This is a genomic window from Enterococcus sp. AZ067 (assembly GCF_051715005.1).
Classification (GTDB): domain Bacteria; phylum Bacillota; class Bacilli; order Lactobacillales; family Enterococcaceae; genus Enterococcus_D; species Enterococcus_D casseliflavus.
The window spans coordinates 3,697,384-3,711,507 of record NZ_JBIOSY010000001.1 but is presented as its reverse complement, the minus strand read 5'-3'; the positions used below and the strand labels follow the sequence as shown (position 1 = coordinate 3,711,507).

12 protein-coding genes are annotated in these 14,124 nt (G+C 44.3%); 7 read left to right on the top strand and 5 right to left on the bottom strand.

The annotated features are described in order from the left end of the window. Window positions 1-37 precede the first annotated feature (37 nt). The 3 genes from IGI82_RS17560 (at window position 38) to gor (ending at window position 3,653) form a co-directional block, all read left to right on the top strand. The gene (locus tag IGI82_RS17560) at window positions 38-958 is read left to right on the top strand and encodes a peptidase U32 family protein (RefSeq protein ID WP_074934236.1); all 921 of its coding nucleotides are present in this window, start codon (window positions 38-40) and stop codon (window positions 956-958) included. Window positions 959-971: 13 nt separating this feature from the next. Continuing rightward, window positions 972-2,213, top strand: a complete 1,242-nt coding sequence (locus IGI82_RS17555; protein ID WP_008381725.1) for a peptidase U32 family protein — start codon at window positions 972-974, stop codon at window positions 2,211-2,213. Window positions 2,214-2,306: 93 nt separating this feature from the next. Continuing rightward, window positions 2,307-3,653 carry a glutathione-disulfide reductase gene (gene gor, locus IGI82_RS17550; RefSeq protein ID WP_428215340.1) on the top strand — a complete coding sequence of 449 codons (1,347 nt, stop codon included), beginning with the start codon at window positions 2,307-2,309 and terminating at the stop codon, window positions 3,651-3,653. Window positions 3,654-3,771: 118 nt separating this feature from the next. Here the strand turns inward: gor and IGI82_RS17545 are convergent, their stop codons facing one another. Continuing rightward, on the bottom strand, window positions 3,772-5,127 hold the full coding sequence (locus tag IGI82_RS17545; RefSeq protein ID WP_260663563.1) for an aldehyde dehydrogenase family protein: 1,356 nt from the start codon (window positions 5,125-5,127) through the stop codon (window positions 3,772-3,774). Window positions 5,128-5,338: 211 nt separating this feature from the next. Between IGI82_RS17545 and IGI82_RS17540 the strand changes: the two genes are divergently transcribed. Further along, window positions 5,339-6,127 (top strand): helix-turn-helix domain-containing protein, encoded by a 789-nt coding sequence (locus tag IGI82_RS17540; RefSeq protein WP_438842580.1) that lies wholly within the window; start codon window positions 5,339-5,341, stop codon window positions 6,125-6,127. A gap of 75 nt (window positions 6,128-6,202) precedes the next feature. Here the strand turns inward: IGI82_RS17540 and IGI82_RS17535 are convergent, their stop codons facing one another. From IGI82_RS17535 to IGI82_RS17520, 4 genes are all read right to left on the bottom strand, one after another. Then, window positions 6,203-7,189 carry a polyprenyl synthetase family protein gene (locus tag IGI82_RS17535; RefSeq protein ID WP_164890366.1) on the bottom strand — a complete coding sequence of 329 codons (987 nt, stop codon included), beginning with the start codon at window positions 7,187-7,189 and terminating at the stop codon, window positions 6,203-6,205. Window positions 7,190-7,200: 11 nt separating this feature from the next. Continuing rightward, window positions 7,201-7,761 (bottom strand): Gx transporter family protein, encoded by a 561-nt coding sequence (locus IGI82_RS17530; protein WP_005232987.1) that lies wholly within the window; start codon window positions 7,759-7,761, stop codon window positions 7,201-7,203. 10 nt (window positions 7,762-7,771) lie between these two features. Continuing rightward, window positions 7,772-8,179, bottom strand: coding sequence for a NusG domain II-containing protein (locus tag IGI82_RS17525; RefSeq protein ID WP_010748871.1), 408 nt, complete (start codon window positions 8,177-8,179; stop codon window positions 7,772-7,774). A 206-nt stretch (window positions 8,180-8,385) separates the two neighbouring features. Continuing rightward, on the bottom strand, window positions 8,386-10,326 hold the full coding sequence (locus IGI82_RS17520; protein WP_438842579.1) for an NAD(P)/FAD-dependent oxidoreductase: 1,941 nt from the start codon (window positions 10,324-10,326) through the stop codon (window positions 8,386-8,388). 270 nt (window positions 10,327-10,596) lie between these two features. Here IGI82_RS17520 and pplA point away from each other — a divergent pair, with 270 nt between their 5' ends. The 3 genes from pplA to menA all read left to right on the top strand — a co-directional run bounded on the left by pplA (window position 10,597) and on the right by menA (window position 13,841). Next, window positions 10,597-11,535 (top strand): extracellular electron transfer flavoprotein PplA, encoded by a 939-nt coding sequence (gene pplA, locus IGI82_RS17515; protein ID WP_016608361.1) that lies wholly within the window; start codon window positions 10,597-10,599, stop codon window positions 11,533-11,535. Between the two features lie 263 nt (window positions 11,536-11,798). Next, window positions 11,799-12,875, top strand: coding sequence for an FAD:protein FMN transferase (locus IGI82_RS17510; RefSeq protein WP_005230331.1), 1,077 nt, complete (start codon window positions 11,799-11,801; stop codon window positions 12,873-12,875). 12 nt (window positions 12,876-12,887) lie between these two features. Beyond that, window positions 12,888-13,841: a 1,4-dihydroxy-2-naphthoate polyprenyltransferase gene (gene menA / locus IGI82_RS17505; protein ID WP_347483139.1), complete on the top strand. Its 954-nt coding sequence runs from the start codon at window positions 12,888-12,890 to the stop codon at window positions 13,839-13,841. Window positions 13,842-14,124 lie beyond the last annotated feature (283 nt).

The following is a 14,124-nucleotide window of genomic DNA, read 5'->3' as shown; positions in this document are numbered from 1 at the left end:
GTGATACTATGAATGAGTTGAAAAAAGGAGGAGTATTATGGTTGAGATTATCGCCACGGTGGAATCGATCGAGCAAGCACAGCAGCTCATCCCTTATGTTGATACATTGTTTTTTGGAGAAGAGACATTCGGGCTGCGCCTACCGGCCTCTTTTTCTCGTGAAGAGCAAATCAGACTGATCGACATGGCCCACGAAGCTGGAAAGAAAGTGACGATCGCAGTCAATGGCATCATGCATCCAGAAAAAATGAAGCGGATTCCAGAATACCTAGCATTTCTGAAGACCAATCAAGCCGATCAAATCGCTCTCGGAGATCCTGGGATCATTTACCGCATGAAGCAAAATCCAGAATGTGCCGTGCCATTTATTTATGCAGGGGAAACCTTAGTAACGAGCGCTCGTCAAATCAATTTTTGGGGACAAAAAGGAGCAAAGGCAGCCGTTTTAGCGCGAGAAGTTCCTTTCGAGGAAATGAAAATCATGGCACCACAACTAAATATTCCTGTGGAAGTATTGGTTTATGGTGCGACCTGCATTCACCAATCGAAGCGTCCGCTTTTACAAAATTATTATAACTATACCCAACAATCGGAAGAAAAGAACCACGACCGTGGGTTGTTTTTATCTGAACCGAAAAAAGAAGAAACTCACTATTCCATTTATGAAGATAGCCACGGCACGCACATTTTTGCCAATAACGACATCAATCTGATGCTGCAGCTGGGGGAATTAGCCGCAACAGGCTTTCAAACCTGGAAGCTGGACGGAATCTATACACGAGGGGCTGCCTTTGTGGCAATTGCTAAGCTGTTTGCCCAAGCCAAGAGCCTTGTGGAAAGTGGGAAGTGGCAAGCAGAGCAAGCAACTGTGCTCAGTGAACAAGTTGCCCAACTTCATCCAGCAGAACGTGGGTTGGACACTGGATTTTATGCCATCGATCCTGACGATATCAAGTAAGGAGCAAGAACAAATGACCGTTAAACAAGCATTGAAACGACCAGAAGTGTTAGCACCAGCTGGTACGTTAGAAAAATTAAAAACAGCGATCCACTATGGCGCTGACGCTGTCTATATCGGCGGCAATGCCTATGGTCTACGGAGTCGCGCGGGAAACTTTACCTATGAAGAAATGGCGGAAGGGGTGGCTTTTGCCAAAGCCCACAACGCAAAAGTCTATGTAGCAGCCAACATGGTGACCCATGAGGGCAATCAAGAAGGTGCAGGGGAATTCTTTCGGGAATTGCGAGATGTCGGTATTTCGGCAGTGATCGTTTCTGATCCCGCTTTGATCCAGATCTGCGCAACAGAAGCGCCAGGTCTACCGATCCATTTGTCCACCCAAGCCAGTGCCACGAACTATGAAACATTGGAATTTTGGCGGGAAGAAGGCCTAGAACGGGTCGTTCTCGCCCGAGAAGTGTCCATGGAGGAAGTCGCTGAGATCCGCAAAAATACTAGCGTGGAGATCGAAGCCTTTATTCATGGCGCCATGTGTATTTCTTATTCTGGCCGTTGTACTTTGTCCAATCATATGTCGATGCGAGACGCCAATCGCGGCGGCTGTTCGCAATCTTGCCGCTGGAAATATGATCTGTTTGACATGCCCTTTGCAACGGAACGAAACAGTTTGACTAAAAACGGGACAGTGGAAGAAGAGTTTTCCATGAGTGCTGTGGATATGTCGATGATCGAACATATCCCGGATTTGATTGAAAACGGCGTGGATAGTTTCAAAATCGAAGGCCGCATGAAATCGATCCACTATGTTTCAACCGTGGCGAACGTTTATAAAGCAGCCGTGGACAGTTACATGGCCGATCCAGAGAACTATGTCTGCAAACAAGAATGGATCGATGAACTGTGGAAAGTTGCGCAGCGAGAGCTTGCGTCAGGCTTTTACTACGATACCCCAAGTGAAAATGAGCAGTTGTTTGGTCCGCGTCGGAAAATTCCGCAATACAAATTTATTGGGGAAGTCATGGCGTATGATCCGGCAACAAAAACAGCTACGATTCGGCAACGGAACCACTTTTCCGTTGGCGATGAAATCGAATTTTACGGTCCCGGATTCCATCACTTTCACCAAACCGTCGAAGTCATGTATAATGAAGACGGTGAATCCATCGATCGTGCACCAAATCCTATGATGCTGTTGACGATGCCGGTCAAAGAACCGGTGGAAGTCGGAGACATGATTCGGAAGAAAAAATAAGGTCGAGAGTTTCTCTCGGCTTTTTTTGTTGAATCAATCCAGCCAAAAAGGATCGATGAGAACATAGACAATCTTAAGGAGGAAACAACAAATATGGAAACATACGACTACATAGTAATTGGTGGCGGCAGCGGCGGAATCGCCTCAGCCAATCGGGCAGGGATGCACGGCGCCAAAGTATTATTGATCGAAGGCAATGAATTAGGCGGCACCTGTGTCAATGTCGGTTGTGTACCGAAAAAAGTCATGTGGCAAGCTAGTGAGATGTTAGAAATGATCAAACGGGACGCAACTAGCTACGGCATTTATCCACATGTGGATAAATTTAATTTTACTGAGCTTGTGGATAACCGTGAAAAATACATTGATTTTTTACACACAGCCTATCAAAAAGGCTTAGACAGTAACAATATAGAAGTTATCCACGGTTATGCACAGTTTGTGGATAACCACACGGTTACCGTCAATGGGGAAAACTACCATGCAGCAAACATTTTGATTGCCACCGGTGGAAAACCTAGCGCGATGAATATTCCCGGCGGTGAGTACGCCATTGACTCGAATGGTTTTTTTGCGTTGCGAGAAGCACCAAAGCGTATGGTCGTCTTAGGGGCAGGCTACATCGCAGCCGAAATCAGCGGTGTCAGCCAACAGCTGGGCAGCCAAGTGGCTTGGGCGTACCGCAAAGAGCGGCCATTACGAACCTTTGACAAGATGCTTGCGGATAATCTCGTGGAGATGTACCAAGAATCAGGAATCGAAACTTATGCAGGCTACGTTGCCTCTCGTATCATTAAAGAAGGTGACGAGTATCTCGTTCACTTTGAAAATGGCGAAACCTTGACCGGCGATTGCGTCCTTTTTGCTGGTGGTCGCGTGCCGAATACGGATAAGTTAGGTCTGGAAAACACCGATGTCCAATTGGATGAAAAAGGGTTTATCATTGTGGACAAATATCAAAATACCACAGCTGACTCGATTTTTGCGGTGGGCGATGTCATCGGAAAATTGGATTTAACCCCGGTTGCGATCGCCGCCGGTCGTCGCTTGTCTGAACGCTTGTTCAACGGTCAAAGCGATGCGTACTTGGATTATCACTTAGTACCGACGGTCATCTTTACGCATCCACCGATTGCCACGATTGGTTTATCCGAAGAAGCAGCCTTGGCAAAATACGGCCAAGAGCAGATAAAGGTGTATCGTTCGCGCTTTACACCGATGTACTTTGCTTTAAATGAGTATCGCCAAAAATGTGAGATGAAACTGGTGTGCTTAGGAGAAGAAGAAAAAATCATCGGTCTGCACGGCATCGGGATCGGTGTCGATGAAATGCTGCAAGGCTTCGCTGTAGCCATCAAAATGGGTGCTACAAAAGCAGACTTTGATCAAACCGTTGCCATTCATCCGACGGGGTCAGAAGAATTTGTGACGATGCGTTAACTAGTAAATAGAAGAAAAAACGAGCAGGGAAAAACGAATGGATCGTTCTTCCCTGCTCGTTTTTATGAAAGGAAGGGGCTGTATTGTTCAGCCGCTTATCTTGAAGCACCTAGGTTCTTTATTTTTCGACATCGTAAGCGATGTAGTGCGTGTTTAAAAGCTGTGCGACATGGATATTTTCTGAAGTACTGCCGCCTCCATGGGACCCGCAACCTAGAGTCAAGGAAGGATTTAAGTTCGTGGTGCCTCCAATGGCTCCTAAAGCTGCTTGGGTATTGACTAAGATTCGGGCAGAAGGGATCGCCAGCCCAAATTCACGAACAAAGGTATCGTCTTTGGTATGAACGACAGCGGTGTGTCCAGCACCTTGGATCTTTAGCAACTCTTGGCAAAAACGAATGCCTTCCTCGGCATCAGCCACGGTATAAAACGCGAGGATCGGCGAAAGTTTCTCCCGCGCATAGGGATTGTCTTTAGCGATGACCGTCTGTTCCGAAACGAGGATTTTCGTATCACTTGGGACCGATAGACCGCTCATTTCGGCAATTTTAACTGCTGGCTGACCGATGATCCGGGGATTCAGACCGCCCTCAGCCGTGGTGATAAAATCAGCCAGCCTTTCAGACTCTTCTTGATTCAAAAAGTAGCCGTGATTTGCTTTCAATTCAGAGATCACTGTATCTTTGATTGATTGCTCAACGACTAATGCCTGTTCAGAGGCGCAGATCGTCCCATAATCGAAGGTTTTGCTACGGATGATCTGATCAACGGCTTTCGCGATGTCTGCAGATTTTTCTAGCAGTGCAGGGGTATTACCAGGGCCGACACCGATTGCTGGATTGCCCGAAGAATATGCGATTCGAACCATCGCTTTACCACCAGTAGCCAAGATTAGATCGGTATCGGGATGTGCCATCAATTTTTGGGTATCCTCAATTGTCGGTTCTTCTAGTAATTGAACCAAATCGATCGGCAATCCGCATGCTTGCAGCACCTCTTTAAAGAGGGACACGGTCTCCTTGATTGCCTGCAGCGCTCGGGGGTGAGGGGACAAGATGATTGCATTTTTCGTTTTCAATGCCAAAAGTACTTTGAAAATCGTGGTGGATGTAGGATTGGTGGAGGGGATCAAAGCAACTAAGACCCCCAATGGCGCAACGATTTTTAGCATCTTTTTCTCAGGAATTTCTTCTACGATTCCAACCGTCGGCATATCTTTGATACTGTTATATAATATTTCACTGGCAAATAAATTTTTGATGTTTTTATCTTCTGCGTTTCCAAAGCCGGTTTCTTTCTGTGCCAATTTTGCTAAGTGCATCGAGTGGCTGGTCAGTTTCTCTGCAGCTTTTCCCACCACGTAATCAACCGTTTCTTGCGAGGCAGTACGATAAAGTTCTTGGGCGTCTGACGCTTGTTTCATTAAGGAATCAACCAGTGTTAAGGGACTGTGCATCTTTGTCTTTGTCATCATATCAATCATCCTCCTTGTTTTTTATACTTTAATTATATGCGAAAGTAAGCGTTTTCTTTAGGAGGGTTCTATGCTGTTTCAGGACAATTTCATCCAAGATTGTTATATTTTTAACATGTGTTTTTATTGTTCATAAAAAGAAATAAACTTAATGATAAATGATTAAATATGGTATAATTTGAAAAAGAGAACACGGAAAGGAGCTGCTTTCATGTGCTACATTTTAGTTTCCACCCCAGATGAAAAGGAACGAAATCAGATAAAACAAGTGGTCAGAAAAGATTTTTTTAACGCCACGCTCTTGCAAGATTCTTGGACAATGGCTGAAATGGTAGCGATCGCTGGGAAAGTACACGTTGATATCCTCATCTTGTCAATCTCTAATGAGGCCGAAGATCCTTTTTATTGGACAGCCGAAGTCATGAAAAAACAGCCGAACATCAAACTGATTTTGATTGATGAGACGAAGAACTTTGACAATCTTCATCGCTCACTGCGCTGCGGAGCCATCGATTACTTAGTGCGGCCTTTAAGCAAGCAAGAGCTTCAGCACAGTATCCACCGTAGTATTCTCTCGTTGAATCAAATTTCCCTATTGCACTATTCCACGTCAGCGATCACTGATAATATTGCTGAACAAGTCAATCAGATCATTGAATACATCCATCTCAACTATCAAGAGCCGATCACCTTAGATGTCCTTGCTGCTTTCAGCCACATGCATCGCAACTATATCAGCCGGATTTTTAAAGAAGCCACTGGGATGACTTTTACTAAATATTTGACGTTTTATCGAATAGAACAAAGCAAAAAGCTGCTGGTTACTACGGAGGATTCCATTGCTGCTATCGCTGAACAAGTGGGGTATGATGATGCGGGTTATTACGCCCGGATCTTCAAACGTGAAACCAGCTATACACCAAACCAATACCGCAAAACCTTTACCTCTTCCTATGTTGCTGCAGATTTAGTGTTTGCCCAAAGAGAAATGAGTTCATGAGGGATTCCCTTGCTCAACTAAAAAAGCATGATCGCTTTTGTCTGCGACCATGCTTTTTGGTGTTCGTTCATTAGATCAATTGCTTCGCCCTAGGATCTGAGCAGTGATCTGGTAAAGATACGTTTTGGTTTCATCTTTGGTCTCAGGTAATTTCTGGATCGCCTGCAAAGCTTTTTTCGTATAGTCGGCTGCGAGTTTCTTGGCTTCCTCGATCCCAGCACTTTCTTGGACGATCCGATAGACTTCGTGGGTGTCGGTGTCCGTCATGGCGTCTTGTTTTTCCAACAATGGGAGCAGCTGTTGGCGGTCACTTTTCAATGCCATCAACAGCGGCAGGGAATAGACGCCTTGCCGAACATCTTCCAATACTGGTTTTCCTAAAGCAGCCGCATCTTGGCTGTAATCTAAGACGTCATCCATGATTTGAAAGGCAAGGCCAATGGCTTCACCGATCTCACGGGCTTGATTGGCAAAGCGCAAGGAGGTGCCGCTTTCGTAAGCCCCGATGAAGCAGCTTAAAGCAAACAACTCAGCGGTTTTGCCGCGAATGTTTTCTAAGTAATCCTCGACAGTGACGGACAAATCGTATCGTTTGCTCATTTGTCCTAATTCGCCGGCCAGGATTTTTTCCATACTACGGGAATTCATCTGCAAGCTTTTCATGGAGCTGGCATAATCCGCCATCAATTTAAAGCAGCAGACAAAGAGGTAATCACCAGCATAGACAGCGACATCGTTGCCAAATTCGGAACGAATGGTCGGCAGCTTGCGGCGGGTGTCCGCATGATCGACGATATCGTCGTGGATCAACGAGGCAGTGTGGAGCATTTCGATCGAGGCCGCCAATGCGACGGCTTTTTCACGATCTTTGTCGCTGCCATAAGCAGAAAAGAGCAGCTGATAAGCAGGACGCAGCAGTTTCCCACCTGAATGGATCATGGACAGGATCGCTTGTTCGACCTCTTTGTTTTTTAGTTTTAATGATTTTTCCATCAATTGCAAGGAGGCAGATAAGTCAGCTTGCAGTGCTGGATACTCTTGCCACATGGAATGAAGTTTCATAATTAACTCCTTTATTCTGAATCCGAGCGCCATTTGACTTTGGTCTGGCGTTCATAATCAATTTGAAAACGGCGCAGTGTTTCGACACGGCGCAGCAAGTAGTTGGCGGCGATTCCGATAGCGATCCCGGACAAGATCCCAAAGAAAGACAGGACCGGCAAGTAGAGCATCACGCTCCAGGATTGAGCGATCCATGAGGCAGTGATCAACTGTCCGACGTTGTGTAAGAACCCGCCGGCCGCACTAATGCCGATGATACTGACACGCTTAGGCCCCAACTGTTTCACCAAAGACATCCCAAAGTAGCTCAATAAGGAACCGCTCATACTATATAAGAAGGTCGAAACCGTTCCTCCTAGTAACGTCGTTAAGATCAGTCGTAGCCAAATCAAGAGAAAGCTGTCTTTTTTTGGCATGGTGAACAAAGCAATAATGGTAATTAAATTTGCCAAACCTAGTTTCGCACCAGGCGCAAAGGCAAATGGATAAGGGATCATATTTTCAACTAAACCAATCACGACCCCTTGGGCGACCAGCAGTGAGATGAAAATTATTCGTTGTAATCGACTCATAAGCAAACGATCAATAGATTAGATCGTCGGTCTCACTCCCATCTGCGGCTTGGATTTCGATCACCAATTTATGAGGCAGACAGACAATGGTTTCCCCATTTTTACTGGCCCAGCCACGGCGGACACAAATCTGGTCGCCGCAATCGGCTTCCTTGATTCGGATCCGATCCCCTTCGATCTCCAGTAAATTGGTATCGCCATCTTCATCTTCATAAAGATAGGTGTACGTTTTTTGACCTTCAACTAAGTCAAAACGCTTGATTTCTGTCCCATCGACCCGCAAGACGGCTTCTTTGTCCGCTGTTTGCGTTTGGCCAAAAATAAAAATCGGTAAAAAAGAGCTGAGGATCAAAACAAGTATGATGACGCCATCCCATGGTTTTAAATGGGCATCGCGGATAAATTCTTTTAATTTCATCAAAAAAGACTCCTGTTCTTTCATGTGATGTGTCTCATTCTAGCATAAGAAGACAAGATTCTACTAGCTGAATCCTCAATAATCCACCGATTTCTGTGCAAGGACGATCAAGAAAAAGTTCTGTACTTGGAAAGAGACCAAGACACTGATTGAAAATCAGAATGTCTTAGTCTCATGAAGTCGTACAGGTATTCTATTTTGCTGGCTTATTTATTGCCGTATAAGGAGCGAGGGGTACCGTACCACCATTTTCCAAGGGTACGTTGCAACCATGGGATTACCCAACGGTCTAAACCGACTGCGCGTCCTGAACCGTTCATCAAGGCAAATGCAACTGGAATGAACCAGATGTTTACCCAGTAGAACATACCAGACATACAGAAAGTCAACACTAAAACGATAGTCGTTGCGTTTACTAACCAAGTGAAGAAACCAGCCATCAATGCAAGAGCTAAAGCAATTTCAAAGAAGACCATGAATTTTTGGAAGAACATTGCAACGTCGTTGTTTGGCATGATAAATTGCATAACTTTTGTGAACCAGTCAGGTGATTTTTCAATCACGATCATTGGTTGCTCACCGTAGGCATAGCTCAAACCGAAGTGTGCGGCTTGTGTCGCTGCATCGGCTGCTTCACCGGCACCACTAGCGGCACTTGCTGCATCGGCTGCTTCACTAGCACCACTTGCTGCATCAGCGACTGTTTGATATTCCCAAGTCCAAGGGAATACGCTGTTGCCTTGGAACCAAGAACCTTCACCGAACCAAGTACCAGGTTTGAAGACTTCCCCATTCGTACCTAAAATTTTCTTGAAGGCTTCAACGAACCAGACAAGACCATAGAAAATACGAAGCGGAACACTCCACAAGACGTTACCGTAACGAGACGTGTGACCACGGGCTACTGTCCGGTCATCTTTGATGTGGAAGATTTCATGCATCAAGTATTGGAACATGTAGTAACCAGAACGAATATCAAAGAAGTATTTCAAGTTAACGATGTGTTTCATAATGATCGCTAAGAAACCGCTCAGGTGAATCTTATTGAATAAGTTCGCCACGCCCCATTTGGCACCGATGGAAACCATAAATCCTTGGTAGTTTCCTTTGAATTTATGTTTTTCGCCGCCTTTGATGGCTGAAACGATGTTCGTTGCTGCAGTGTGACCTGTTTGTTCAGCTGCTTGCACGATTTGTGGTGTTGGTGTATTCGGGAATTCTTCGAAGTAAACCAAGTCACCAATAATATAGATGTTTTTGTCTTCGTAGCCTTTTGCTTCCATGTACTCATTGGCAACTAGACGGAAACCACGGGCTGTTTCTAAACCGAAATCAGCAGCATCACTAGTTCCTTTGACACCGGCAGTCCAGATCAATGTGTGGGTTGGGATCGTTGAACCATCTTTTAGTTTGATGTGGTCAGGTGCCACTTCAACGATTGGTGCATTCAAGACAAGATCAACATTGTTTTTCTTCAAGTAGCGTTCTGCTTTGGCTGCATCGTTACGATCAAGCATGTTCAAGATCGTTGGCATTGCTTCAACGACTTTCAAGCTGATTTCACTTGGGTCCAATTTATAATCGGAAGCTAAACGATCTTTCCAATCGATCAGTTCACCGATCATTTCGATCCCGGTAAATCCAGAACCACAAACGACAAAGGTCAACATTGCTTTGCGTAATGCTGCATCTGGTTCGATCGCTGCTTTTGCGACAGTTTTTTCAATGTGTTCGCGAATGCGGACAGCATCGTCAAATGACCATAGAGTAAAGCCATTTTCTTTGACACCAGGTGTACCGAAGTCATTCGGTTCGCCACCCATCCCTAAGATCAAGTAGTCAAATGAATAGCTGCCTAATTTTGTTTGGACGGTTTTATTTTCTTTATCGATCCCAGTTACTGTATCGGTTACTAAACGAACATTTTTCTTGCGTGAGAACAAGCGCTGCAAGTCATATTGAATTGCGGTAGGTTCTACACGTCCTCCAGCGACTTCATGCAGTTCAGTCATCATCGTATGATAAGAGTGACGGTCGATCAATGTTATCTCAACATCATTGTCTTTTTTCAATTTCTTTGCCATGTACTTCGTAGCAGAAACGCCTGCATAACCGGCACCGACAACGACAATGTTTTTCTTTGCCATTGCAAATCTCTCCTTAATAAAAATAATCTATGATAATAATTACACAATCGTTCCTATTATATAGACAAATGGTTCATTTGTCTAACGATTCTGATGAAAAAAACGCATATTTCCTGAAATTCGTGAAAACTTGCGAAAATCAAAAAATAAGTCATTTTTTATTGAAAAAGCGGAAAGGAAGCGGTTGACATCTCGTAAATTTACTTTACAATGTTAGATGTATCACAAACTTTTTTGTGGGGAAAATAAACAAGTAAAAGGTGGATAATTATGAAAGCAAAGAAATTGATTGTAGGTATGGCGGTATTTTCATTCGCAGCATTATTGTTAGGGGGATGCGGAGCAGACGACAACAATACAGGTTCTTCGTCAACTAGTGAAAGTACATCACAAACTTCTGCAAGCGATTCTGCAACTACAGAAAGCTCAGAAGCAACCGTCGTTGCAGGCGAGCCAATGCAAGATGGTACGTATCGTTTAGAAGAAAAGAACTATAAAAACGACTACCGTGTCACATTTGAGATCACAGTCAAAGACGGCAAAATCGTTGAATCAAAATATGACAACGTCAATGCGGATGGCGAATCAAAAACAGAAAACACTGAATACAATGAAACAATGAAAGAAAAAGCAGGCATCAGCCCAGAAGAATTTATTCCTAAATTCAATGAAGAGTTAGTTGCCGCACAAAGCCCTTCTTCAATCGAAGTAGTTTCTGGCGCGACTCATTCCTTTGATTCCTTCCAAAACTATGCACAACAATTGATTCAAGCGGCGCAAGCAGGCAACACGGAAACCATTGAAATCGACAATGGTGCAGACTTGAAAGACGGAACCTATACATTAGAAGAAAAGAACTACTCAAACGGTTACCGCGTAGTCTTCTCAATGACTGTAGCTGACGGCAAAATCTCTGAATCAAACTACGACTACCTAAACGAAGCAGGCGAGTCGAAAAAAGATGATGCATCATACAACGAAAACATGGAAGCAAAATCTGGTACAAGTCCAGAAGAGTTCATTCCAAACTTCAATGAAGCCTTTGTTTCTGCAGTCAATGCCGAAGACGGCTCTGTGGCAGACATGGATGTTGTTTCAGGGGCAACCCACAGCTTCCACAGCTTTGTTATCTATGCACAACAATTGTTGAATGCCGCTGAAAAAGGCGACCAAACAACAATCGAAGTGGATAACTTCGTTACTGAATAATCACAACTTCTTTCCATCAAGAGGACAGCATTCGTTTTGAGTGCTGTCTTTTTTTCGTGGGCAACAAGGTCAAAAAAGCAAGTTCGTGCAAAAGAAAGCAATCTGGTGGGAAGGTTTTTTAAAAAAGAATGGTTTTTTACAAAGAAGAAAAGGTTCGATTAAGGATTCCTAAAATACGTTGAGGAATCACGGAATGCCCCTTTTCATTCTGCCAAAAAAAGGCTATTATATGAAGGTTGAAGATAATAGAAAAGAGGAAAATCATGAAAAAGAAAGTAACGTTTTTTCTGATGTTTGTTTTTTTAGGCACAATGTTGGCAGCCTGCGGCAGTGATCAGGAAGCAACGACGCTGCGAGAAGAACCATATTTTCAAGAAGAATTTTTATTAGGCACGTATACTCGGATTCGCATTTATGATGAAGGCAAAGAGGACGCTATGAAGCCTGCCTTTGACCGCATCAGAGAGTTAGGCGATAAAATCACCATCAATCAAGCAGGGTCAGAGATCGATGAAATCAATGCGCAAGCTGGCATCAAGCCAGTGAAGGTCTCAGATGATATCTATTATTTGTTGAAAGAAGCCTATGATTATAGTGTGAAATCAGAAGGCGGCTTTAATATGGCCATCGGTGCGATCACCCAATTATGGCGAATCGGCTTTGATGATGCCCGCAAGCCAGAGCAATCTGAGATCGATGAAGCGTTGAAACATATCAATTATGAACAAGTCGAGTTTAACGACGAAGACCACACGGTGTATTTAAAAGACAAGGACATGATCCTTGACCTTGGGGCGATCGCCAAAGGCTACATCACGGATGAAGTCGTCAAAGTGCTGAAGGACAATGGCGTGACTTCCGCGATCGTTGATTTGGGCGGGAATGTCTATGTGTTAGGTCATAGCAACCGCGGTGCAGATGAGCCATGGAATGTCGGAATCCAAGATCCAAACAAATCTCGCGGCTCGATTATCGGCAGTATCAAAGAAACCAATAAAACAGTAGTTACTTCAGGGATCTACGAACGCTACTTAGAAGTAGACGGCAAAACGTATCACCATATTTTTGATTCTGAGACTGGCTATCCTTACGATAGCGATGTAGCAAGTGTGACTGTGATCACTGACAAATCCATCGATGGTGACGGGTTGACTACGGTGGCGTTTGATAAAGGAGTCAAAGAAGGCTTGGCTTATATCGAACAGCATACCGAAAAGGGAACCGATGCGATCTTTATCACAAAAGAAGATAAAGTGTACGTAACAGACGGCATCAAAGATACCTTTGAGCTTTCAGAGGAATCAGGCTACACGATGGGTGATCGTGCTGATTTAGAATAGGAGGAGTGAAAGATGTCTCTTTCAGTGTTTTTAGAAGTGGTGGAGATCCGCACCAAGGTGGCGAGTGTCTTCCCCTTCATTATGGGTGTGTTGTTCTCGTTGGTGTATTTTCATGAATTTCATCCGTTGAATACTGTAATTTTTTTTCTGGGGATGCTGCTGTTTGATTTGACGACGACGTCCATCAACAATTATATGGATTTCAAAAAAGCCAAATCAGAGACCTACAAATACCAGCACAATGTGATCGGGCGCGAAAACATCTCAGAAGCTACTGTTCGCAATCTGATTTTTGCGATGCTGGCAGGAACCTTACTGATCGGTCTTTACTTGACCTTTGTTACCGGCTGGCTGCTGCTAGTGATGGGGCTGGTGGTTTGTTTTATCGGGGTCTTTTATACCTTTGGCCCCATTCCGTTATCGCGGATGCCTTTAGGCGAGGTATTCAGCGGTGTAACGATGGGATTAGGGATTTTTGCCATCACGATCTATATCAATACCATTGATCAAAAAGTTTTTTATCTGGCACTGGATTTTGCGAACGGAACCTTTGGCTTAGTGGGGAATCTCTGGGCTGTGTGTGCCATCGTGTTGGCATCCTTGCCATTGATTTTCACGATTGCTGACATCATGTTAGCCAATAACTTACGGGATCTGGAAGCCGACATCGAAAACCATCGCTACACGCTGGTGTACTACATCGGTCGCGAAGCAGGTATCCGTCTGTTTCAAGGCATGATGTTGGCGTCTTATGCCGCTATTTTATTGGGCCTCTTGTTTGGCCTCTTTCAATGGCCGATTTTGCTCGTGTTTCTGACACTGCCAAAAATCCGTCAAAACTTGAAAGAACATCAAGCCAGCCTGCCCCACCCACGTAGCTTTGGCTATTCGATTAAGAACATGATTTTATTCAACAGCAGCTATGCCTTGGGCTTACTTTTGTGCCTGATGTGGCAATTGCTGTAAAAGAAAAGATCGACCGGCTCTTGAAAGAGCAGGTCGATCTTTTTTATGTGGGGAATGAAATAGCACATAAAAACTGTAGAAAAGACATGATAAAAGAACAAGCATCCTACTTATTATGAAAAGATGAGGCTCGCTTTCTCTGCGATCCTGATTGCAACAGTAAAGTTTTGGTGACAGTGGCTAAACCCGATAGAAAGGGGAGCTGCCTAGGTTGTTCTTTTGTATGACCCCTCGGAATAAGCAGGTCTGTTTATGGAGCATGTGTGCTCGCGATTGCTTTGAC